At 63.1% G+C, this 22,380-nt stretch carries 25 protein-coding genes; 22 read left to right on the forward strand and 3 right to left on the reverse strand.

Going from position 1 to position 22,380, the window contains the following annotated elements:
• The first annotated feature begins 2 nt into the window (after nt 1-2).
• From rpsH to EV679_RS02205, 14 genes are all read left to right on the forward strand, one after another.
• Nucleotides 3-398 carry a 30S ribosomal protein S8 gene (gene rpsH / locus EV679_RS02140; protein ID WP_068375353.1) on the forward strand — a complete coding sequence of 132 codons (396 nt, stop codon included), beginning with the start codon at nt 3-5 and terminating at the stop codon, nt 396-398.
• A 12-nt stretch (nt 399-410) separates the two neighbouring features.
• Complete coding sequence (gene rplF / locus EV679_RS02145) at nt 411-944, forward strand: 50S ribosomal protein L6 (RefSeq protein ID WP_130486421.1); 534 nt, start codon at nt 411-413, stop codon at nt 942-944.
• A gap of 21 nt (nt 945-965) precedes the next feature.
• The gene (rplR, locus tag EV679_RS02150; protein WP_068375359.1) at nt 966-1,322 is read left to right on the forward strand and encodes a 50S ribosomal protein L18; all 357 of its coding nucleotides are present in this window, start codon (nt 966-968) and stop codon (nt 1,320-1,322) included.
• 15 nt (nt 1,323-1,337) lie between these two features.
• Entirely contained in the window at nt 1,338-1,859 is a 522-nt protein-coding gene (rpsE, locus tag EV679_RS02155; protein ID WP_068375360.1) for a 30S ribosomal protein S5, read from the forward strand.
• A gap of 3 nt (nt 1,860-1,862) precedes the next feature.
• The gene (gene rpmD / locus EV679_RS02160) at nt 1,863-2,048 is read left to right on the forward strand and encodes a 50S ribosomal protein L30 (protein WP_068375364.1); all 186 of its coding nucleotides are present in this window, start codon (nt 1,863-1,865) and stop codon (nt 2,046-2,048) included.
• A gap of 9 nt (nt 2,049-2,057) precedes the next feature.
• Complete coding sequence (rplO, locus tag EV679_RS02165) at nt 2,058-2,498, forward strand: 50S ribosomal protein L15 (protein WP_068375367.1); 441 nt, start codon at nt 2,058-2,060, stop codon at nt 2,496-2,498.
• Between the two features lie 14 nt (nt 2,499-2,512).
• Entirely contained in the window at nt 2,513-3,844 is a 1,332-nt protein-coding gene (secY, locus tag EV679_RS02170) for a preprotein translocase subunit SecY (RefSeq protein WP_068375370.1), read from the forward strand.
• Nucleotides 3,845-3,861: 17 nt separating this feature from the next.
• Nucleotides 3,862-4,080, forward strand: a complete 219-nt coding sequence (gene infA / locus EV679_RS02175; RefSeq protein ID WP_068375372.1) for a translation initiation factor IF-1 — start codon at nt 3,862-3,864, stop codon at nt 4,078-4,080.
• 77 nt (nt 4,081-4,157) lie between these two features.
• On the forward strand, nt 4,158-4,523 hold the full coding sequence (gene rpsM, locus EV679_RS02180; protein ID WP_068375374.1) for a 30S ribosomal protein S13: 366 nt from the start codon (nt 4,158-4,160) through the stop codon (nt 4,521-4,523).
• A gap of 15 nt (nt 4,524-4,538) precedes the next feature.
• Nucleotides 4,539-4,937, forward strand: coding sequence for a 30S ribosomal protein S11 (gene rpsK / locus EV679_RS02185; RefSeq protein ID WP_068375377.1), 399 nt, complete (start codon nt 4,539-4,541; stop codon nt 4,935-4,937).
• 11 nt (nt 4,938-4,948) lie between these two features.
• On the forward strand, nt 4,949-5,572 hold the full coding sequence (rpsD, locus tag EV679_RS02190) for a 30S ribosomal protein S4 (protein ID WP_130486422.1): 624 nt from the start codon (nt 4,949-4,951) through the stop codon (nt 5,570-5,572).
• A 305-nt stretch (nt 5,573-5,877) separates the two neighbouring features.
• Nucleotides 5,878-6,870, forward strand: a complete 993-nt coding sequence (locus EV679_RS02195; protein ID WP_068375382.1) for a DNA-directed RNA polymerase subunit alpha — start codon at nt 5,878-5,880, stop codon at nt 6,868-6,870.
• Nucleotides 6,871-7,145: 275 nt separating this feature from the next.
• Nucleotides 7,146-7,547 carry a 50S ribosomal protein L17 gene (gene rplQ / locus EV679_RS02200; protein ID WP_068375385.1) on the forward strand — a complete coding sequence of 134 codons (402 nt, stop codon included), beginning with the start codon at nt 7,146-7,148 and terminating at the stop codon, nt 7,545-7,547.
• Nucleotides 7,548-7,791: 244 nt separating this feature from the next.
• On the forward strand, nt 7,792-8,418 hold the full coding sequence (locus EV679_RS02205) for a LysE family translocator (RefSeq protein ID WP_130486423.1): 627 nt from the start codon (nt 7,792-7,794) through the stop codon (nt 8,416-8,418).
• A 129-nt stretch (nt 8,419-8,547) separates the two neighbouring features.
• Here EV679_RS02205 and dsbD read toward each other — a convergent pair whose 3' ends face one another.
• Both dsbD and cutA read right to left on the reverse strand, forming a co-directional pair.
• Nucleotides 8,548-10,593, reverse strand: a complete 2,046-nt coding sequence (gene dsbD, locus EV679_RS02210; RefSeq protein ID WP_165389935.1) for a protein-disulfide reductase DsbD — start codon at nt 10,591-10,593, stop codon at nt 8,548-8,550.
• A 5-nt stretch (nt 10,594-10,598) separates the two neighbouring features.
• Entirely contained in the window at nt 10,599-10,952 is a 354-nt protein-coding gene (gene cutA / locus EV679_RS02215) for a divalent-cation tolerance protein CutA (protein ID WP_068375393.1), read from the reverse strand.
• Nucleotides 10,953-11,099: 147 nt separating this feature from the next.
• Between cutA and EV679_RS02220 the strand changes: the two genes are divergently transcribed.
• Nucleotides 11,100-11,954, forward strand: a complete 855-nt coding sequence (locus EV679_RS02220) for an AraC family transcriptional regulator (RefSeq protein ID WP_068375396.1) — start codon at nt 11,100-11,102, stop codon at nt 11,952-11,954.
• Nucleotides 11,955-12,166: 212 nt separating this feature from the next.
• Entirely contained in the window at nt 12,167-13,048 is an 882-nt protein-coding gene (locus EV679_RS02225; protein ID WP_207224884.1) for an alpha/beta hydrolase, read from the forward strand.
• Between the two features lie 63 nt (nt 13,049-13,111).
• Here EV679_RS02225 and pdxR read toward each other — a convergent pair whose 3' ends face one another.
• On the reverse strand, nt 13,112-14,623 hold the full coding sequence (pdxR, locus tag EV679_RS02230) for a MocR-like pyridoxine biosynthesis transcription factor PdxR (protein WP_068375401.1): 1,512 nt from the start codon (nt 14,621-14,623) through the stop codon (nt 13,112-13,114).
• A 309-nt stretch (nt 14,624-14,932) separates the two neighbouring features.
• Between pdxR and EV679_RS02235 the strand changes: the two genes are divergently transcribed.
• The 6 genes from EV679_RS02235 to EV679_RS02260 all read left to right on the forward strand — a co-directional run bounded on the left by EV679_RS02235 (nt 14,933) and on the right by EV679_RS02260 (nt 22,350).
• Nucleotides 14,933-16,519, forward strand: coding sequence for an ABC transporter substrate-binding protein (locus EV679_RS02235; RefSeq protein WP_308219082.1), 1,587 nt, complete (start codon nt 14,933-14,935; stop codon nt 16,517-16,519).
• Nucleotides 16,520-16,588: 69 nt separating this feature from the next.
• Nucleotides 16,589-17,584, forward strand: coding sequence for an ABC transporter permease (locus EV679_RS02240; RefSeq protein WP_130486425.1), 996 nt, complete (start codon nt 16,589-16,591; stop codon nt 17,582-17,584).
• A complete protein-coding gene (locus EV679_RS02245) occupies nt 17,581-18,420 on the forward strand; it encodes an ABC transporter permease (RefSeq protein ID WP_127775358.1) in 840 nt (279 codons plus the stop codon). The genes EV679_RS02240 and EV679_RS02245 overlap by 4 nt, the downstream gene beginning before the upstream one ends.
• A gap of 27 nt (nt 18,421-18,447) precedes the next feature.
• Nucleotides 18,448-20,259: an ABC transporter ATP-binding protein gene (locus EV679_RS02250; RefSeq protein WP_238591454.1), complete on the forward strand. Its 1,812-nt coding sequence runs from the start codon at nt 18,448-18,450 to the stop codon at nt 20,257-20,259.
• A 56-nt stretch (nt 20,260-20,315) separates the two neighbouring features.
• Nucleotides 20,316-21,290, forward strand: a complete 975-nt coding sequence (locus tag EV679_RS02255) for a 2-hydroxyacid dehydrogenase (RefSeq protein ID WP_068375410.1) — start codon at nt 20,316-20,318, stop codon at nt 21,288-21,290.
• A 70-nt stretch (nt 21,291-21,360) separates the two neighbouring features.
• The gene (locus EV679_RS02260) at nt 21,361-22,350 is read left to right on the forward strand and encodes an alpha/beta hydrolase fold domain-containing protein (protein WP_130486426.1); all 990 of its coding nucleotides are present in this window, start codon (nt 21,361-21,363) and stop codon (nt 22,348-22,350) included.
• Nucleotides 22,351-22,380: the final 30 nt, after the last annotated feature.

The following is a 22,380-nucleotide window of genomic DNA, read 5'->3' on the forward strand; positions in this document are numbered from 1 at the left end:
TTATGAGCATGAGCGATCCCATCGCCGATATGCTGACTCGCATCCGTAATGCGCAGCAAGTTGACAAGGCCTCGGTGAGCATGCCCTCCTCGAAGCTGAAAGTGGCAATTGCTGCTGTGCTGAAGGACGAAGGCTATATCGAGAGTTTCGAAGTCAAGGGTGGCTCGGCCAAGCCCGAGCTGGAAATTTCCCTGAAGTATTACGCTGGCCGTCCCGTGATCGAGCGCATCGAGCGCGTGTCGCGCCCCGGTCTGCGTATTTACAAGGGTCGCACCAGCATTCCTCAGGTCATGAACGGCCTGGGCGTCGCCATCGTCTCCACCTCGCGTGGCGTGATGACCGACCGCAAGGCTCGCGCCAATGGCGTGGGCGGCGAAGTGCTGTGCTACGTGGCCTAAGGAGAGATTCGAATGTCACGTATTGCAAAATACCCCGTTGAACTGCCGAAGGGTGTGGAAGTTACCCTGAGCCAGGAACAGATCGTCGTCAAGGGCCCCCTGGGCAGCCTGACGCAAGCGCTGGACGGCAATGTGGTGGTCAAGCAGGAAGACGGCAACCTGTCGTTCGCCGCTGCTGACGAGAGCCGCCACGCCAATGCCATGTCCGGCACCCTGCGCGCTCTGGTCGCCAACATGGTGACTGGTGTGAGCAAGGGCTTCGAGCGCAAGCTGACGCTGATTGGCGTGGGCTTCCGTGCCCAGGCCCAAGCTGACGCGGTCAAGCTTCAACTCGGTTTCTCGCACGACATCGTGCACCCGCTGCCTGCTGGTATCAAGGCCGAAACCCCCACGCCGACCGAAATCGTGCTGAAGGGCGCCGACAAGCAGGTGCTGGGCCAGACCGCCGCTAAGATTCGCGCCTATCGCAAGCCGGAACCCTATAAGGGCAAGGGCGTGCGCTACGCTGACGAATACGTGGCGATCAAGGAAACCAAGAAGAAGTAATCGCGCAAGCAAGGAAATATCATGAACAAGAATCTTTCCCGTTTGCGTCGTGCGGTGCCTACCCGCCGGAAAATTGCCGAACTGGGCGCTCATCGCCTGACGGTTTTCCGTTCGAACCTGCACATTTACGCAAACATCATTTCGCCGGAAGGCAATCGCGTGCTGGTCAGCGCTTCCACCCAGGAAGCCGAAGTCCGCAAGCTGCTGGAAGGCAATGGCGGCAACGTCGCCGCTGCGACCCTGGTTGGCAAGCGCGTGGCCGAGAAGGCCAAGGCCGCTGGCATCGAAAGCGTTGCTTTCGACCGCTCGGGTTTCCGTTATCACGGTCGTGTGAAGGCCTTGGCCGAAGCCGCGCGTGAAGCCGGTCTCAAGTTCTAAGCGAGGGATTGTCAAATGGCTAAAGTACAAGGCAAGAACGCCGCTGAGAAGGAAATCGACGACGGCTTCCGCGAGAAGATGATCGCGGTCAACCGCGTCAGCAAGGTCGTCAAGGGTGGCCGCACCATGAGCTTCGCTGCGCTGACCGTGGTTGGCGATGGCGATGGCCGTATCGGCATGGGCAAGGGCAAGGCCCGCGAAGTGCCGGTTTCCGTCCAGAAGGCAATGGAACAGGCCCGTCGCGGTCTGTTCAAGGTGCCCCTGAAGAACGGCACGCTGCATCACACGGTGGTTGGCAAGCACGGCGCCTCGACGGTGCTGATCTCGCCGGCAGCCGAAGGTACCGGCGTCATCGCCGGCGGCCCGATGCGCGCCATCTTCGAAGTGATGGGCGTCCGTAACGTGGTTGCCAAGAGCCTGGGCTCGAGCAACCCCTACAACATGGTTCGCGCCACGCTGAATGGTCTGCGCGCGGCCCAGACGCCGGCGGAAGTTGCTGCCAAGCGCGGCAAGTCCGTCGAAGAAATCCTGGGGTAAGTCATGGCTCAGAAGCAAATCAAGGTTACGCTGGTGCGTTCGGTCATCGGCACCCACAAGTCGCACCGTGATACGGTTCGCGGCCTGGGGCTGCGCGGTTTGAACAGCAGCAAGGTGCTGGTCGATACGCCGGAAGTGCGTGGGATGATCCGCAAGGTCGATTATCTCGTTACCGTCTCGGACGTCTAAGGAAATACGATGTCGGAAATTCAACTCAATAACCTGGCCCCGGCTGAAGGCAGCAAGCACGCCCGCCGCCGCGTTGGTCGTGGTATCGGTTCCGGCCTGGGTAAGACCGCCGGCCGTGGCCACAAGGGTCAGAAATCCCGTACCGGTGGTTTCCACAAGGTCGGTTTTGAAGGCGGCCAAATGCCGCTGCAACGCCGCCTGCCCAAGCGTGGCTTCAAATCCTTGAATCGTCACCTTTATGCTGAAGTCCGCCTGTCCGAGCTGCAAGGCCTGCCCGTCGACGAAGTCGATGTGCAAGTGCTGAAGCAAGCCGGTGTGGTCGGTCAGGCCGTGCGTTTCGCGAAGGTCGTGAAGTCTGGCGAACTGACGCGCAAGCTGGTCCTGAAAGGCATCACGGCGACGGCCGGCGCTCGCGCCGCCATTGAGGCGGCCGGCGGCTCGCTGGCTTGATCACGAGGTGATGTGTGGCTAAAGCGCAGGCACTGGGCAAGACCGGACCCCGATACGGCGATCTGAAGCGTCGGTTGGTGTTCCTGTTGCTCGCGCTGGTTGTATACCGGCTCGGCACGCATATTCCCGTTCCTGGTATCAACCCCGATGCGCTGTCGGACTTGTTCCGTCAGCACTCGGGTGGGATCCTGGGCCTGTTCAACATGTTTTCTGGCGGGGCGCTTGAGCGTTTTTCCGTCTTCGCGCTGGGCATCATGCCCTATATCTCCGCGTCCATCATCATGCAGTTGATGTCCGTGGTGGTTCCGTCGCTGGAAGCGCTGAAGAAGGAAGGCGAAGCAGGGCGCCGCAAGATCACGCAGTACACGCGGTATTTCACCGTGGTGCTGGCACTGGCGCAGGCCATCGGTATCTCGGTGGCCCTGGAATCGCAGCAAGGCCTGATCCTTGCAGGCACCAGTGCGATGCTGTTCCGTTTCACGACCGTCGTGACGCTGGTCACCGGCACCATGTTCATCATGTGGCTGGGCGAGCAGATCACCGAGCGTGGCCTGGGCAACGGCATTTCGATCCTGATCTTCGCCGGTATCGTGGCCGGGCTGCCTTCGGCAGTCGGTGGCTTGTTGGACCTGGTGCGTACCAGTGCTATGTCGGTGCCTGCCGCGTTGTTCATCGTTGCGCTGTCCATCGCCGTCACGGCGTTGGTGGTGTTCGTTGAGCGTGCGCAGCGCAGGATCACCGTCAACTATGCGAAACGCCAGGTGGGCAACAAACTTTATGGTGGCCAGAGCTCGCATCTGCCCCTGAAGCTGAATATGGCTGGTGTGATCCCTCCGATCTTCGCCTCGTCCATCATTCTGTTGCCCGCCACGGTGGCAAGCTGGTTTGCCACTGGCGAGAGCATGCGTTGGCTGAGTGACCTGGCTGCGGCTTTGCAACCGCGTCAGCCGCTGTATGTCACCCTGTACGCCACTGCCATCATCTTTTTCTGCTTCTTCTACACGGCCCTGGTGTTCAACAGCCGTGAAACTGCGGACAATCTCAAGAAGAGCGGTGCTTTTGTGCCGGGGATTCGTCCTGGTGAGCAAACTGCGCGATATATCGACAAGATCCTCATGCGCCTAACTCTGGCAGGCGCGTTGTATATCACGCTGGTGTGCTTGATTCCCGAGTTCTTGGTGATGCGTTGGAATGTCCCGTTCCTGTTTGGCGGAACTTCCCTGCTCATTATGGTGGTCGTGACCATGGATTTCATGGCCCAGGTCCAGGCTTACATGATGTCTCATCAATATGACTCTCTGCTCAAGAAGGCGAACTTCAAGGGCGGGAACCGACCCTTGCGCTAGTAGAGTGGTAGCAGAAAATGGCAAAGGACGATGTCATTCAGATGCAGGGCGAGGTCATAGAAAACCTCCCCAACGCAACTTTCCGCGTCAAGCTGGAAAACGGCCATGTAGTTCTTGGCCACATTTCCGGCAAGATGCGCATGCATTACATCCGGATTCTGCCGGGTGACAAGGTCACAGTGGAGCTCACGCCCTATGATCTTTCACGTGCCAGGATCGTATTCCGGTCCAAGTGATCCGGTCGGGGTACAGGGAAACAGGATTCAGATCGGCTTAGCCGGTCATTAGCAACGGATTTATTCAAGGAACAGTCATGGCCCGTATTGCTGGCATCAATATTCCGCCGCAACAACACGCCGAGATCGGCCTGACCGCCATCTACGGCATTGGTCGTACCCGCGCTCGCAAGATTTGCGAAGCTGCAGGCGTACCTGTCGAAAAGAAGGTTAAGGACCTCACCGACGCCGAGCTGGAGCGCATCCGCGAGCACGTTGGTGTCTTCACGGTCGAAGGTGACCTGCGTCGTGAAGTGCAGCTGTCCATCAAGCGCCTCATCGACCTGGGTACCTATCGTGGTATGCGTCACAAGCGTGGCCTGCCGGTGCGCGGTCAGCGCACTCGCACGAACGCTCGTACCCGCAAGGGTCCGCGTCGCGCCGCAGCGTCTCTGAAGAAATAATCAAGGATAGACATCATGGCCAAAGCTTCGAGCGGCGCCGCGCGCGTCCGTAAAAAGGTCAAGAAGAACGTATCGGACGGTATCGCCCACGTTCACGCTTCTTTCAACAACACGATCATCACGATCACCGACCGTCAGGGCAATGCCCTGGCCTGGGCCACTTCTGGTGGCGCCGGCTTCAAGGGTTCGCGTAAATCGACCCCGTTCGCGGCGCAGGTTGCTGCCGAGAGCGCCGGTCGCGTGGCGATCGAGTACGGCATCAAGACGCTGGAAGTCCGCATCAAGGGACCTGGTCCCGGCCGCGAATCTTCGGTGCGCGCGCTGAACGCGCTGGGCATCAAGATCTCCAGCATTGCTGACATCACGCCGGTGCCGCACAACGGCTGCCGTCCGCCTAAGCGCCGTCGTATTTAAGGGAAAACCAAATGGCACGTTACATTGGCCCCAAGTGCAAGCTCTCGCGTCGCGAGGGTACCGATCTGTTTCTGAAGAGCGCCCGCCGTTCGCTGGAATCCAAGTGCAAGCTGGATTCCAAGCCCGGTCAGCACGGCCGCACCTCCGGTGCCCGTACGTCGGACTACGGCCTGCAACTGCGTGAAAAGCAAAAGCTCAAGCGCATGTACGGCGTTCTGGAAAAACAGTTCCGCAAGTACTTCGAAGAAGCCGATCGCCGTCGTGGCAACACCGGCGAAATCCTGATCCAACTGCTGGAATCGCGTCTGGACAACGTCGTCTACCGCATGGGCTTCGGTTCCACGCGTGCTGAAGCCCGCCAGCTGGTGGCTCACCGCGCCATCGAACTGAACGGCCACACGGCTGACATCCCGTCCATGCTGATCAAGGCAGGTGACGTGATCGGCGTGCGCGAGAAGGCCAAGGGCCAGGCTCGCATCAAGGAAGCCCTGGAACTGGCTGCCAGCCAAGGCATCCCCCAGTGGGTGGAAGTTGACGCCACCAAGCTGGTCGGTACCTTCAAGTCCGTCCCGGATCGTGCTGACGTCGCTCGCGACATCAACGAATCCATGGTCGTGGAACTTTACTCGCGTTAATCGACGCGATTATCGGGTCTGGGCACTGCCATTCCGGTGGCGGTGCGCTATACTTCGATGCTTGTCTGGCAGCCGTGTGCTTTTGCATCCGGCTGCCTGTTGCATGTGCACCGCCAGGCTTGCCCTGGATAGTGCCCATGCAACAGGCAGTCCGCCGTGTCATCCGCCAGGATGGCTGTCGCCCCAGTGGTGGCGGCACCGGTAGCGCCTGGTTTGCAGTCCTCGAGATTCGCAGGTCTATTTCTTTCTTTTTTCCGTCAGCCTTATCGGTGTAACGAGCCGAGGGTATTGATCAAGGAACATTCATGTCCGTCCAAGGTTTTCTGAAGCCGCGTGCGATCGAAGTCGAAACGCTCAGCGCCACCCATGCCAAAATCATCATGGAGCCCTTCGAGCGCGGCTACGGCCACACGCTGGGCAATGCGCTGCGCCGCATCCTGCTGTCGTCCATGACCGGTTATGCGCCGACTGAAGTGCAGATCACCGGTGTGGTGCATGAGTACTCCACGCTGCCAGGCGTCCAGGAAGACGTGGTCGACCTGATCCTGAACCTGAAGGGCGTCGTGTTCAAGCTGCACAGCCGTGAAGAAGTCACCCTGACCCTGCGCAAGCAAGGCCCTGGCGACGTTTTTGCGCGTGACATCGAACTGCCGCATGATGTCGAAATCATCAATCCGGATCACGTGCTGGCCCACCTGAGCGACAACGCCAAGCTGGAAATGCAGATCAAGGTCGAGCAAGGCCGAGGCTATGTGCCCGGCAACGTGCGCGCCCTGGCTGACGACCGTTCGCAATCCATCGGCCGTATCGTGCTGGACGCTTCGTTCAGCCCGGTGCGCCGCGTGAGCTACGCTGTCGAAAACGCCCGCGTCGAGCAGCGTACCGACCTGGACAAGCTGGTGCTGGACATCGAAACCAACGGCGTGATCACGCCCGAGGAAGCGGTGCGCCAATCGGCCCGCATCCTGATGGACCAGATCTCCGTGTTCGCCGCGCTGGAAGGCCCGGGCGAATCCGCCTACGAACAGCCCAGCCGCGCTGGCGCGCCGCAGATCGACCCGGTCCTGCTGCGTCCGGTGGACGACCTGGAGCTGACGGTGCGTTCGGCCAACTGCCTGAAGGCCGAAAACATCTACTACATCGGCGATCTGATCCAACGTACCGAAAACGAGCTGCTCAAGACCCCGAACCTGGGCCGCAAGTCGCTCAACGAAATCAAGGAAGTGCTGGCCGCACGCGGCCTGACCCTGGGCATGAAGCTGGAAAACTGGCCGCCCCTGGGCCTCGAGCGTCCCTGAGTCTGAACCAGGTCCCGGCCGTGTGCCGGGACCTTGCTGATTTCAGCCGCCGTGCCTTGCATGGCGGCCGGTCCCCCGGGTAGCAGCATCGTCCGGCGTACCGTTCCAGGGCAGCTTTTTCGTCCCTGGCCGGAAGCCAGTCTTCCGGAATCCCTGGCAGTACAGGCATGTTTGCATGCCATTCATTCCATCGGACCGCGCCCCGCAAGGGGTGATAGAAGAGCCGGTTAACTTGGTGCCCAGGCACCGTTCATTCAAGATTCAAAGGAAATACCATGCGTCACCGTCACGGCCTGCGTAAGCTGAACCGCACCAGCAGCCACCGCCTTGCCATGTTCCGCAACATGGCTGTCTCGCTGATCACGCACGAAGCGATCAAGACCACCTTGCCGAAAGCCAAGGAACTGCGTCGCGTCATCGAGCCGCTGATCACGCTGGGCAAGAACCCCACCCTGGCCAACAAGCGCCTGGCTTTCGCCCGTCTGCGTGATCGCGACGCCGTGGTCAAGCTGTTTGAAGTCGTTGGCCCGCGCTACGCTGCCCGCAATGGCGGCTACACCCGTGTGCTGAAGATGGGTTTCCGTCAGGGCGATAACGCCCCGATGGCGTTCATGGAACTGGTGGATCGTCCTGAAGTCGAGGCCGACGAGCAAGCTCAAGCTGCCGATCAGGAATAAGACGTACATCAGCTTGCGCTGATGCCAGGCGGCGACCGTTTCTGACGGTCGCCGCCTTTATTTTTGCCCGGCCGCGTCGTGAAAAGAGGACACTCGGCCCGGGGGCTGGCCCAAGGCTCGCCAAACGGCTGGCAAAGGTTCATACTTATTGTGTTGCCCCGTCCGGGAGCACGCCGCGGCATTTGTGGCCGACGTGTTCCCGGGCGGGGTTTTCGCCGTTCTGGCCTGGTTGATAGGATAGGAAATGACGCTCACCAGTCTGCTGTTTTTTGTTCCCACCTGTTTCGCTCTGAACCTGGTGCCGGGGCCGAACAATTTGCTCAGCGTGCACAATGGCGCCTGCTACGGGTTCCGCAAGGCGGTGGGTGCAGGCTTGGGACGAGAGGCTGCTTTCGCCATTCTGATCGTGTTGTCGGCGCTGGGCCTTGCGGCCTTGCTGGCCGCTTCCGCGACGTTTTTCCTGGTGGTGAAGTTCGTCGGGGCTGCCTATCTGCTGTACATCGCCGTCAAGCTGTGGCGCGCCAAGGTGGGTGGCTTTGATCCCGATCTTTCCGGCGTGAAGCATCATGAATCGCTGGGGCAACTGATGCGTACCGAGTTCATGGTGGCGATCAGCAACCCCAAGGCCATTTTGATTTTCGGTGCGTTGCTGCCGCAATTCGTCGATCATACCCAGCCGGTGGCCGAGCAACTGCTGATGCTGGGCGGTGTGTTCCTGGTGCTGGAGTGGGGGGCCATCGCCCTGTACGCCTTTATGGGCGTATATCTCGGCGGCTGGCTCAAGACACCGCGCAATATGGGGCGATTCAACAAGTTCTGCGGCCTGTTCCTGGGCACGGCCGGGCTGGGCCTGCTGTTTTCGCGCTCCTGATCCGCTCTCGGGGCTGCTCAGGAGAGATAGCCAGGTACGGCCAGGCCCTGCGGGCATTCTGCCGCAGGGCCTGTTTCATTTTCTTGGCGCTTGGCGGGAGAGCCCTGGCCAATGCCGCCTGCGCCAGGTTCAACGCAGGCGCTCCAGTACCGCAAGAAATTCTGCAGGCCCCATATAGCCGATGACACGTGCATCTTCCCTAGGCTGTCCGCCTGCATCATGGAACAGCATGGCGGGGGGGCCGAAAATGCGCAATTGCTTCATGAGCGCACGGTCAGCGGCGCTGGCGCGCGTCACGTCCAGGCGCAGCAGCGTGAAGTGTTGCAACGCCGCCTGCACGGCCGGATCGGACAGTGTGTCGCGTTCCATTTCGTGGCAGATCGCGCACCAGTCGGCATAGACGTCCAGCATGACGGGACGGCTGCTGGCTGCCAGCGCGGCGTCCAGTTCGCGGGTGCTGGCGATGTCGGTGAAGACCAGCGGAGCTTCCTGCTGCGCAGCGGGGCGGTTCCAGGCCGCCAGCGGTGCCAGGGGGTCGCGGCCGCCACTGGCCGCACCGAACAGCCAGATCAGAGCCACGCCTGCCAGCAGTAGGCCTGCCGTCTTCAGTGCGGCAGGGCCGGGCTGGATGGGCCGAGGCAGCGCTTCGAAGGCGCCCATGAGCACGGCAGCAAAGCAGGCCAGGGCTGCCCAGCCGGCCAATGCCAGCGCACCCGGCAGCAAGGTACTGGCCAGCCACCAGGCAGTGCCCAGCAGCAGCAGGCCGGTCAATTGGCGGATACGTTCCATCCAGGGACCGGGCCGGGGCCGCCAGCGGCCTGCCAGCAAGCCCAGCAGGAGCAGGGGCAATCCCATGCCCCAGGCCATGGCAAACAGCGACAGGCCGCCGCGCATGACATCACCGCTTTGCGAGAGGTACAACAGCGCGCCGGCCAGCGGGGTAGCGACGCATGGGCCTATCACCAGGGCGGAGACGGCGCCCAGCAGGCCTGCGCGTGGCAGGCTGTTGGCGATTCCACCTTGTCCGATACGGCCCAGGCGGCCTTGCAGCGCACCGGGCATCTGGAAGGTGAAAACGTCGAACTGCGCCAGCGCCAGCAGCGCCAGCGCCAACGAGAACAGGCCGATGAGCCAGGGCATCTGCAGCCAGCTGGAGAGTGCCGCGCCCGTGGCGCCCGCCAGGATGCCCATCAGGGTGTAAATGATCGACATGCCTGCCACATAGGCGGCAGCAAGCGCCAGGCCACGGCCGCGGGTCAGCGTGCCCGCTGGCGAAGACAGCAGCATGGCCGATACGATGGGCAGCATGGGCAGGACGCAGGGGGTCAGCGACAGCAGCAGGCCCAGCCCCAGGAAGCTCAGCAATTGCAGACCCAGCTGGCCGTCAGCGGCCCCAAGGCGCCGGGCCATGTCCAGGTCGCTGCCGCTCAGGGGCGGCGCCGCAGGCGTTGCGGAAGCGGTAGCGGCAGAGGAAGCAGGGCTAGTGCTGGCAGCGCCGGCCGGGCCAGCACTGGTTATTGGGGCTGTATCGCTCTGCGGTGCGCTGCGTACCGATGTGGCGGCCTCGCCAGGGGCGGGCAGGTCTGTCTGGAGGCTGGACAGGGGCGCCAGTGCGTCCTCCAGGGTTTCCTGGGCAGCGATGCGATAGTTGCCTTGGCCGTCGTCTTCGAGTTGCAGGCGCTGGCGCAAAGGCGGGTAGCACAGGCGGTCTTCGGCGCAGCCCTGGCTGTCGGCAATGAAGGCCAGCGGCGGGTGGCCCGGCAGATCAGGAATGGGGACGATGATTTCGAGCCGGTCGCGGTAGACCTCCATGTCGCGCTGGAAGGTCGTATCGAACACTTCGCCGCCGGTGGGCAAGGCTGCGCTGGCGGCTTGCGCGCCGGCAGCCGAGAGCCAGTGCCAGGCCAGCTTTTCGCGATACATGTAGTAGCCGGGCGCGATGGTGTAGTCCAGTACCAGGCGCTGCTGGCCGTCGATCCCAGCGCTTAGCGCAAAGGCTTCTTCTTCGGGCAGCAGGGCGGGCTTGGTCGGGAAGAAACCGGGCAAGGTATTGCCGGGCAGCGCCGAGGTCGGCTGGGCCTGCGCGGGGCGGGCCAGCGACAGGCATAGCAGCAGCGCCAGGGCCAGCAGCAAGCCCAGTTGCAGCCCTGGCCGCCCGGGCCGGTTCTGCGTCATGTGGCTCATGCTTGCGGGCCGGCGGGCGCCGGGGTAGAGCAAGCCGTGATCCATTCCAGGTAGGCGGGCAGGCCCGCGCTGATGGGCAGGCAAATGATTTCCGGGACGGCATAGGGGTGGTGCCGTTGGATGGTGGCGATGGCGCCGGCACGTTGCGCCTGGCTCAACTTGGCCTGGAGCGGGTACTCCGTGGCGTGCTCCAGCTTACCTTCCCATGAATAGGTGGAGTGCACCGGGGCACCAATCTGGACGCAGGCCGCGAAGCCGCCTAGCACCAGCTCGTCGGCAACGGCCTGGGCCAGTGCCAGATCAGGGAAAGTGCTGAGCAGGAGTTCGCAATCGGGGGGCAGGGTGGTCATGGCAGGTCCGTATGGGCGGCCTTGGCACGGCAGGCGCGCGGGAAGGAAATGGTATTGGGCCGGCGGCTTGATATCGGCGCATGCCGGGGGCTTGCATCGGCGCGCGCTTTGTGTGAGTTTAGCCCTTGATGGCGAGGGGGACGAGGCATGAACCGGAAAAGTGGGCAGGTGCCGGCAGGACGACAGGCAGAGAGCGCCGATGCACAGGCAGCGCAGCGCGTGCTGAACCATGTTCGGAGCCTTGAGGACCAGAGCTGCTTGCTGGTCGGTGTGGAGGCAGTGTTTTCCCATGCGGCGCAAGGCATGCAGCACAGCCATGCCCGGATCCAGTTCCTGCAGGTGCTGGAAGGCGCGTTGGCAGTGCGGGTGGGGACGCAGCAGTGGCTGGTGCCGCAGCATCATGCCTTGCTGCTGCCTGCCGGGCTGACGCATGACAACCGCTATTTCGGGCCGGCGCGGGTGCGCAGCCTGTATATCGCGCCCGGGCTCTGGCAGGCCGGCATGCCAGAGGGTTGCCGGCTGGTGGCGGTGCCCCCCTTGCTGCGCGAACTGAGCGCGGCCGTCCTGGCCATTCCCAGGGAACCGTCCACTGACGACCGCCATGCCTTGCTGATGGCTCTGACCGTGCGGGAGATACAGCACCAGCCGGGATTGGCGCTGCGGCTGCCGATGCCGGCGGACCGGCGCCTGCAACGCATGTGTGAAACCTTGTTGCGTGATCCGGGCAACCGTGCGCCGCTGGCGTACTGGACCCGGGTGTCGGGGCTCAGTCAGCGTACGCTGACGCGGCTTTTCCCCCGTGAAACGGGGCTGAGCTACAGCGCCTGGCGCCAGCAGTTGCTGCTGCTGGCAGCGCTGGAACGCCTGGCGTCGGGCCGGACCGTCGGGGCGGTCGCGCTGGACCTGGGCTATGCCTCTGCCAGCGCATTCGGCGCGATGTTTCTGCGGCAGGTAGGCATGACCCCTTCGGCCTATGCCAGATGCCAGGCAGGACACGCCTGAGCGGTCGTGGCAGAGCGGGCCTGTCGACACCCGGACGAAACGCTATGGCCTGATCACGATAGTGAATGGCCTTGATGAGATAGATGCGCTGGAATGGCAGCCGCAAGATAGCGGGGCAGGGCGAGTGGTGCGCCAGTGCTGCCGTCCGTGGCCCGCATGCATGCCGGTATTGCCGGACGCAGGCGTTCTTCACTGTTTTCAGGGGGCAAGTCTTGGAACAAGCTAACCATCCCGTTTACGGGACATATGATCAGTCCGCGCTGGGCGCCCAATACAACATCCTGGGGATGATCCCTGGCTACAAGGACATCTTCACGCGCTGGGATGCGGACAGTGCGGCAGCCCGGCAGCAGGCGCAGGCCGAGGGGCGGTTGCAGGTGCTGAGGTATGGCGCATTCGCCTTGCAGGAAATCGACTTTTTCTCATGCGGTGCCCAGAAAGCACCGGTGGTGTTGTTCATTCATGGCGGCTATTGGCGTTCACAGGACAAGTCGGCATTTGGCTATACCGCGGCGGCCTATCAGGCTCTGGGCTGCCATGTGGCGCTGGTGAATTACCGCCTGGCGCCGGCAGTGAACATGGACCAGATTGTCGATGACCTGCGTGCCAGCGTGGCCTGGCTGGATGGCCAGGCGCAGGCGCTGGGCATTGCGCGTGACCGTATTTATATCGCCGGCAGTTCGGCGGGCGGCCATCTGGTGGCAACCTTGATGGCGACGGATTGGGCAGCGCTGGGCGTGCGCGAGGATATCGTGCGCGGCGGCTGCGCGCTCAGTGGGGTGTATGAACTGGAGCCCATCCGGCTGTGCTTCCTCAATGCCGTGGTGGGCCTGGATACTGTTCAGGCGCGCCGCAACAGTCCCTTGTACCGCCTGCCACGCCAGGGGCTGCCCTTGATCCTGTCGGTAGGCGGGGATGAGTCTCAGGAATTCCAGCGGCAGCAGGATACCTATGCGCAGGCCTGCCGGGAGCGGGGCATGGCGGTGACTGTCGTGCCGCAGCCGGACGGCCATCACTTCGACATGATAGACCGCTGGTGCGACCCCAATCAGGCGCTGTTCCGCGAATTTGCCGCGATGATCCAGGCCGACTGAGTGAGGGCCAAGCCGGTGTTGTATCCGGTGCGCTCCCCCTGGGTGCGACTCATGACGGCCGCTTCAGGCCGGGGTGGCTTCCCGGTGCGCCGACAGGCTTTGCTCGATGATCCGTGCCAGCCGTTCGAAGGCCGGCACGATCTGGCTTTCCTGAACGCCTGCATAGCCCAGCAGCAGGCCCTGACAGGGCGTGGAAGTGCCCGCATAGTGTGAGGACAACGCCCGAGCGACCAGCCCCTGGCGGCGTGCCTCGAGCACGACGGCCTGGTCCGTGCCGGGCGGGCTGTCGGGCGGCAGGTGCAGCACCAGGTGCAGCCCGGCCTCATGGGCGGAAACCGGCCAGTCCGCGCCTAGCCGCCTGGTGATGGCGGCGCGCAGCAGCGTCTGCTTGCGCGCATAGAGCTGGCGCATGCGACGGATGTGGGCGGCATACATGCCTTGCGAGATGAATTCGGCCAGCGCCGCCTGTTGGACCAGTTGTCCGTCGCGGAAAAGTTCGGCGTAGCCGTCGGCGCATTGTGCAGCGATGGCTTCGGGCAGGACCAGATAACCGGTGCGGATGCCGGGGAACAGGGTTTTGGACAGGGATCCCATGTAGATCACGCGGCCATGTTCGTCCAGGCCCTGCAGCGATGCCAGTACCCGGCCTTCGAAGCGGAACTCGCTGTCGTAGTCGTCCTCCAGCACCCAGGCATCGTGCTGGCGCACGTATTCCAGCAGCCGGCGGCGGCGCGCCAGGCTCATCACCATTCCCAGCGGGAATTGGTGCGATGGCGTGACATAGATGAGGCGCGGCGGGTGCAGCATCAGCTCGCCTTGCAGCGTCAGCCCTTCTGCATCCACTGGTACCGGCACCAGCTCCAGGCCCTGTGCCTGCAGCAGGCTGCGAGCCGGGCGATAACCCGGCTCTTCCACCCAGACCCGGTCGCCGGTATCGGCCAGCATCTGGCCGACCAGCGCGATGGATTGCTGGATGCTGGTCGTGATGATGACCTGTTCCGGCGTGCAGTTCACTGAGCGCGACAGGCGCAGGTGTTCGGCGACGGCCTGGCGTAGCGGGTAGTAGCCGCCATGGTGGGCGTAGTTGAGGCGGTCGCGGCGGCAATAGCGCCAGTGACGCCCGATCATGCGGGCCCAGGCCGCGTGCGGGAAATGGTCGGTGTCGGAAATCCCCAGCGCGAAAGCGCCGGAAGGGCTTTCGACGATGGCGGCATCCTTGAGCACCAGCAGCCCGCGCCGTGACAGGCCTGGATCTGGCGCGGGCTGGGCTTCGCCCGCTACCAGCAGGCGGTCGGGGACGTGGCCGGGCAGGGTGTCGGATAAATACGTTCCGCTGCCAGGCCGGCTGATCAGGTAGCCCTCAGCCAGCAATTGATCGAAAGCATGCAGCACGGTATTGCGCGACAGCTTCAGCTCGTCGGCCAGCGCGCGTGTGGACGGCATGCGCGTATTCGGGGGCCACATGCCCTTCAGGATGGCCTGGCGCAGCAGGTCGTAGATCTGCCGGTTGAGCGGCCCGTGGGGCGACAACTTGTCGTAATCCAGGTACTGGAGCAGGTAGTCGGAAAGCAGCACGATAGCGACGTCGAAAGTGGCAGGGTGACAGGGAAAACCCTAGCAAGAATCGTGCCAAGTGGTACCACGAAGAAAGGCTGAAGTGGCGCTTTTTACCGGTCCACATGACGCGTACTGTGTGATGACAGCGTGCGACGGACTGATTTCACATGTGGCCCGGCCGGCGCGCTGCCCTCCCTTCGGGGTGGAGCCAGGCGAGGCATTCATTCTGTAGCCCTGGGCTTTTCCGAATGGTGGCGAGGCATTGCCGATCCTGATGATGGCGTGCTCCGCTTTTCGACAGTGTTGTCATTTATGGACGATGAGACCATGATGAAAAACCTCAATTCCTTTCCACGGAAATTTGTGTGCGGCTTGGCGCTGGCCCTGGTGCCCATGATGATGGCGGGCACGGCAGCGCAGGCGCAGACACGTGGCGGCACGTTGGGCCTGGTTGCCAACCCGGAACCTCCGTCCATCGTCACGGCCATGAATTCCATGGTGGCGGCGCAATACATGGGCAGCAAGGTTTTCCAGGGTTTGCTGACCTACGACGGCGACCTGAAGCCGCGTCCTGAACTGGCCAAATCCTGGACGGTTTCCGACGATGGCCTGAGCTATGTGTTCGAGTTGCAGGAAGGGGTGAAATGGCACGACGGCCAGCCATTTACCGCCGATGATGCGGTATTCACCATTGGCACATTGCTGCCGGCGGTGCATGTGCGCACCGGTTTGGTGCTGAAGAACTATCTTGAGTCAGTGACGGCCAAGGATGCACACACGGTCGAGATCAAGCTGAAGAAGCCTTTCCCGCCGTTCATCTACATGTTCGAGTCCGGCACCATGCCGATGATGCCCAAGCATTTGTACGAGGGTACGGACTTCGCCCGCAATCCGGCCAACCAGAAGCCGGTCGGCACCGGCCCGTTCCGCTTCAAGGAATGGAAGCGCGGTTCCTACCTGCGGCTTGAACGTAACCCGGATTACTGGAAGCCCGGTTTGCCGTACCTGGATGGCGTGGTGTTCTACATGATGCCGGATGCGGCCTCCCGTGTGGTGGCCTTCGAGAATGGCACGGTGCAGGTGTTGCGCAGCGGCGACCTGGAAGTGTCCGACCTCAAGCGCCTGCAGGGCATGGATGGCGTGGACTACACGGCCAAGGGCTGGGAGTTGTTCTCGCCCACTTATCACCTGCAGCTCAACCTGCGCAAGCCGCCCTTCGATAACGTCAAGGTGCGCCAGGCGATCCAGCATGCACTGGACCGGCAGTTCATCGTTGATGTGATTTTCGAAGGCCTGAATTGGCCGGCAACCGGGCCGTTCGCCAAGACGGAACTGTTCTTTGAAAAGGATGTGCAGCAGTATCCCTACGATCTCGACAAGGCCCGGGCATTGATCAAGGAATCGGGCGTGGATGTCGGCGCGCGGCCGGTGAAGCTGCTCAACATGGCGCTCGGCGGCAACTATGACCGCCTGCTGGAATACACCAAGCAGATGCTCGAGCAGATCGGCTTCCGTGTCGAAATCGAAGCCAGCGACGGCGGTACCTGGGCCAGCAAGGTCAGCAACTGGGATTACGACATCACCTTCAACCTGCCTTACCAGTACGGGGACCCGGCCCTGGGCGTGGAGCGGCTGTACGTGACACGCAATATTTCCAAGGGCAGCCCGTTTGCCAACAACCAGGGCTACAGCAACCCCGAGGCCGACGCCCTGTGGGACAAGGCTGGACAGGAACTGGACCCGGCCAAGCGTGCAGCGTACTACAGCGACCTGCAGAAAATCCTGGCGCGGGACGTGGCGAACAACTGGCTGATGGATATCGAATTCGGCACGGTTTCCAAATCGAACGTGAAGAATCCGGTGAGCTCGGGCCATAGCCTGACTGAATCCCTGGATACCGTATCCATCGAGTAGTACGCGCAGCAATAAGCGAGCTGGCGCGGCCAGGGGGGCCGCGCCAGGCAACTGGACGCGAGGTATCCGATGTTTATTTCATTCCTTACGACGCGGTTGTTCAAAGCATTGATGGTGATGCTGGGTGTGGTTGTCATCAATTTTTTCCTGATCCGCATGGCGCCGGGCGACCCTGCTGCCGTGCTGGCCGGGGAGTCGGGTGCGAGTGACCCGGCATTTGTCGAGGCGCTGCGCGCGCAGTTTGGGCTGGACCAGCCCTTGCTGACGCAGTTGTGGGTTTATCTGAAGGGGGCGGTGCAGCTGGACCTGGGCTATTCCTACCGCAACCATGTGCCGGTGTTCGACCTCATCATGGAACGCCTGCCGGCAACGCTGCTGCTGATGGCGGCAGCCTTCGTGATTTCCATTGTGGCCGGCGTGGCGCTGGGCGCACTGGCGGCGCGTTCGCGGTTTCGCAACCGGCACCGCTGGGTCGACAGCCTGGTAATGTCCTCGGCGATGCTGCTGTACGCCACGCCGCTGTTCTGGCTGGCGCTGCTGAGCGTGATCATCTTTTCCGTCATCCTGGGCTGGTTCCCGGCGTTCGGCATGGAAAGCGTGGCCGCCAGCTATGTCGGGTGGGAAAAAGTGCTGGATATCGGCCGCCACCTGGTGCTGCCGGCCTGTTCCCTGGCGGCGTTTTTCATGGCGGTATATGCGCGCCTGATCCGCGCTTCCATGCTGGAAGTCATGGGCATGGACTACGTCAAGACGGCACGCGCCAAGGGCGTGCCGCGCGGACGCGTCCTGCGGGTGCACGTGATGCGCAATGCGCTGATGCCAGTGGTTACCTTCGCTGGCGTGCAACTGGGCCAGCTGGCAGGCGGCGCGGTGCTGACTGAAACCGTATTCGGCTGGCCCGGTGTGGGCAGGCTGATGTTCGATGCCTTGTTGCAACGTGATTATCAACTGTTGCTGGGCGGCTTCCTGGTGACTTCGGCCATGGTGGTGTTCTTCAACTTCATGGCGGACCTGGTGTACCGGGTGCTGGACCCGCGGATAGGCGCCAACGGAGCGAAATCATGAAATCGCTGAGCAAACATTACCTGCGTAATTACGGTGCCGTGGCAGGGCTGGCGTTCTTCGCGCTGGTGGCTTTGGTGGCGCTGCTGGGGCCACTGCTTTATTCGCAGTCGCCATGGATGATCGTGGCGCGGCCCATGCTGCTGCCGTTTACCGACATGGCTCATCCGCTGGGCACGGACATGCTGGGGCGTGACGTGCTGGCAGGCCTGATCTATGGCGCCCGGGTGTCGCTGACAGTAGGCCTGGTGGCGACGGGCGTGGCGCTCAGTGTTGGCGTGCTGGTCGGGGCGGTGGCCGGTTATGCCGGCGGTCTGATCGACGATGCCCTGATGGCGGTCACGGAGTTTTTCCAGACCATTCCGCAGCTGGTGATGGCCGTGCTGGTGGTCGCCATCCTCAACCCTTCGCTCTATTCGGTGGTGGGCGCGATTGCGCTGGTGTCATGGCCGCCGGTGGCGCGGCTGGTGCGTGGCGAATTCATGTCGCTGCGGGAGCGTGAATTCGTGCAGGCGGCGGTGGTGATAGGCCAGCGCCCCAGCCGCATCGTGCTGACGCAGATCCTGCCCAATGCCATGTCGTCCATCATCGTCATGGGCTCCTTCATGGTGGCGACCGCCATCCTGACGGAAGCGGCACTGTCCTTCCTGGGGCTGGGCGACCGCAACCAGATGAGCTGGGGCTTCATGATCGGCGCCGCGCGCAGTGTGATCCGGCAATCCTGGTGGCTGAGCATTGCACCGGGAGTGGCGATCCTGATGACAGTGCTGGCCATCAACCTGATCGGCGAAGGGCTGAATGACGCGCTCAATCCGCACCTGCGCCGGCGTGGCGAGTGAACCGTGCGAGCCAAGGGGAAACACGAAATGAATACGAGCCATACGAGTGCCAACGCGGGTTTGCTGCGACAGATGCAGGGCGGCGCAGACAGGCGCGACCTGCAGTTCTTCGCAGCGCGCAGTCACGCGCCAGCCACCGCGCCTGGCCCGCATGACAGTTCTTCCGCCGCGCTGCCGCAAGCGGCACTGTTGCAGGTGCAGGGCCTCAGCATCGCCTTGCCTGCCAGCGGTAGCGACCGGCCCTATGCGGTGCGGGATGTGTCCTATGACGTCCACGCCGGAGAAATTCTCTGCCTGGTAGGGGAATCCGGTTCGGGAAAATCCATGAGCGCCAATGCCATCATGGGCCTGTTGCCGGATTACCTGCAGCCGGAGGCCGGCCGCATCCTGTTTCGCGGGCGTGATTTGTTGCAGACCGGCGAAGAGGACATGCGCAAGTTGCGTGGCCGAGAAATCGCCATGGTGTTCCAGGAGCCGCTGTCGGCGCTCAATCCGGTCATGACAGTGGGCGACCAGATACTGGAGGTGCTGCGTGTGCACCAGGCCTACCCCGGCCCGCAAGGCGTGCAGCGGGTGCTGGAATTGCTGGAATTCGTCGGTCTGCCAGAGCCTGCCACGCTGTACAAGGCCTATCCGTTCCGGCTTTCCGGCGGCCAGCGTCAGCGGGTGGTGATCGCCATGGCGCTGGCGCTGGAGCCGGGCCTGCTGATTGCAGACGAACCTACGACGGCTCTGGACGTGACGACTCAGGCGCAGATCCTGGCGTTGATCAAGCGCATCCAGCGCGAGAAGGGCATGGGAGTCGTGTTCGTGACCCACGATTTCGGCGTGGTGGCCGAGATCGCCGACCGCGTGGCGGTGATGGAGCGCGGCGTGCTGGTCGAACAGGGCCCGGCCGTCCAGGTGCTGGAGAAGCCCCAGCATCCGTATACACGCAAGCTGATCGCCGCTGTGCCGGGACGGCGCGGTACGGCGTTGCCAGACATGAACGAGGGTTGCGTGATGCGGGTGGATGGCTTGCGCAAGGTCTATGCCAGCGGCAGCCGGCTGCTGGGCACGCGCCGCGAGGTTGTGGCTGCCGATGATGTGAGCTTCGCGGTGCACCAAGGGGAAACACTGGGCATCGTGGGGGAATCCGGGTCGGGCAAATCCACCATCGGCAAGTGCCTGCTGCGCCTGACTCATGTGGATGGCGGCGCCATCCATTTCGGCGGCGTCGATATCACGCGCATGAGCGAGCGCGAATTCCGGCCACTGCGCAAGGATGTGCAGATGATTTTCCAGGACCCTTTTGCTTCGCTCAATCCGCGTCATACAGTCGGCCGCATCATTACCGACGGGCCGCGCGCCAATGGCGTGCCCATGGCCGAGGCCGAGCGGCGCGCTCGTGCGCTGCTGGAACGGGTGGGGCTGGAAGCCTCGGCCTACGACAGGCACCCCGGCCAGTTTTCCGGCGGGCAGCGGCAACGCATCGGAATCGCCCGTGCGTTGGCGCTGGAGCCACGTCTTCTGGTGGCAGACGAATCGGTGTCGGCCCTGGACGTGTCGGTGCAGGAGCAGGTGCTGGCCTTGCTGGCAGACCTGCAACGCAGCCTGAATATCGCGATGATCTTCATCACCCACGATTTGCGCGTGGCGGCCCAGATCTGCCACCGCGTGGCGGTCATGCACAAAGGCAAGGTGGTGGAGTACGGGCCGGCCGCCAGTATTTTCGACGCGCCTTCAGATCCCTATACCCAGCGTCTGGTGCAGGCGATTCCGGGCCAGCAGTGGTACAGCCGCCTGATGGATGAACGCCTGCAGGCCGGCGGTATGCAGGCCACGCCAGGCATGGCGTGATGAGGCTGCAGTGAAATGGGAATGCATGAATTTTTGGATAGAGGAAAGTCGCATCCATGACTGAACGTACGCAAGCATCATCGAACGCTGCGCAAGGTGCCGACACACTGACGGCTGCTTTGCTGAGCCGCTCTTTCGACCTGTCGTTTCTCAAGCCGCAGCTGGAAGCGGCCATTCCCGGCCTGGAGGTCGTCGAGTGGCCTGACCCACGCCATGCGCAGGCCGAACTGGCCGTGTGCTGGGATGTGCCGGATGAGGTCTATGCCGGCATGCCCAGGCTGAAGCTGGTGCACAGCATTGCGGCCGGGGTGGATAACGTGGTGGCAGGCCAGGATCTGCGCGGCCTGCCGGTATGCCGGGTAGTGGACCCGGACCTGGCTGAAGGCATGTTGCAGTACGTGCTGTGGAGCGTGCTGTATTTCCACCGCAGCCTGGACCGGGCATTGGCCCAGCAGCGCCAGGCGCAGTGGCTCCGGCCGTTGCAGACCCATGCCTCCACGTGCCGCGTGGGCATCATGGGGCTGGGCGAAATGGGCGGGCACGTGGCGCAGGGCTTGGTGCAGCGGGGCTATGCCGTGCGCGGCTGGTCACGCACGCCGCGTCAGCTGGAAGGTGTGCAGGCATACAGCGGCGCGGCGCAGTTCGACGAGTTCCTGGCGGGCTGCGACATCCTGGTCTGCCTGTTGCCGCTGACGGACAGCACGCGCGGCATTCTGAACCGGCGCCTGTTCGCTGCATTGCCGCCGGGGGCGGCGCTGATTCATTGCGGCCGGGGCGCGCACCTGGTGGAGCAGGATCTGGTCGATGCATTGGCCAGCGGCCATATGCGCGGCGCGGTGCTGGATGTTTTCGCGCGCGAGCCGCTGCCCGAGGATCATCCGTTCTGGCACATGCCAGGTGTGGTCGTTACGCCGCACATGGCCACCATGGCGTCCTGGGAGGCCGTGATCAGCCAGGTGGCCGACAACGTGGCGCGGCTGCGCGCCGGGCAGGATTTGCTCAATACCGTGGACCCGGTGTTGGGCTATTGACCCCGCAGCCAAGCGGATTGGAAATTCGCATGTTCATTCATTCAAGACAGATTGCCGGGAGCCAGAACTCATGAGTCGCAACGACAGGGATATCAACGATGTCTACCCCGGGCATTTCGCGCCCGTGGACCCCCAGATAGCCACCTTCCTGAGCCGGACGGCGGAAGTGGCGGCGCAGTACCCCCGGCGCGACCGCGTCAGCCTGGCAGAAGGGCGCCGCATCGGCGAACGGGTCAAGGCGCAATGGGTGGCCGGCGGGCCGGAGATGGCGCGCACGGTGGAACGCGACGTGCCGACCCGGCATGGTCCGGTACGCATCCGCGTGCATTATCCGGCGCAGCGCCGGCTACCGGGCGCCTTGATGTATATCCATGGTGGAGGTTTCGTGGTGTTCAGCCTGGATACCCATGACCGGGTCATGCGCGAGTATGCGCAGCGGGCCGGCATCGTGGTAGTCGGCGTGGACTATTCGCTGGCGCCGGAGGCCCGTTTTCCACAGCCGCTGGAAGAATGCACGGATGTCATGCGTTGGCTGCGCGAGCATGCAGATGACCTGGACGTGGACGCAGCAGGATTGTTCATCGGCGGGGATTCGGCTGGCGGCAACCTGTCGCTGGGCACCTGCGTGGCCCTGCGCGATGCCGGCGAACCCTTGCCACGGGGCATGCTGCTCAATTACGGCGGTTTCAGTACGCGCATGTACCGCGATTCCATGGTGCGCTATGGCGGGGGCGAATATGGCCTGTCATTGCACATGATGGCCTGGTTCTACCGGGCTTACCTCGGGCGCCCGGAAGATTTCGAGGACCCGCGCATGTGCCTGGTGAAGGCGCGCTTGGATGGCTTGCCGCCGGCGTTGCTGGTCATTGCGGAATGCGACCCGCTTTACGACGACAGCATCGAGATGGCGGAATGCCTGGAACAGGCCGGGGTCGAGGTAGATGCCAGGGTCTACCCGGGTACTGTGCACAGCTTCCTGGAAGCGGTCGAGATTGCGGATGTGGCGGTTCGGGCCTTTGACGAAAGCTGCGACTGGATGCGCAGGCACGCCGAAGCATGAGATGAGCAAAGCGGCCGCGAGGCCGTAGCC

The organism is Kerstersia gyiorum, assembly GCF_004216755.1.
Lineage (GTDB): Bacteria > Pseudomonadota > Gammaproteobacteria > Burkholderiales > Burkholderiaceae_B > Kerstersia > Kerstersia gyiorum.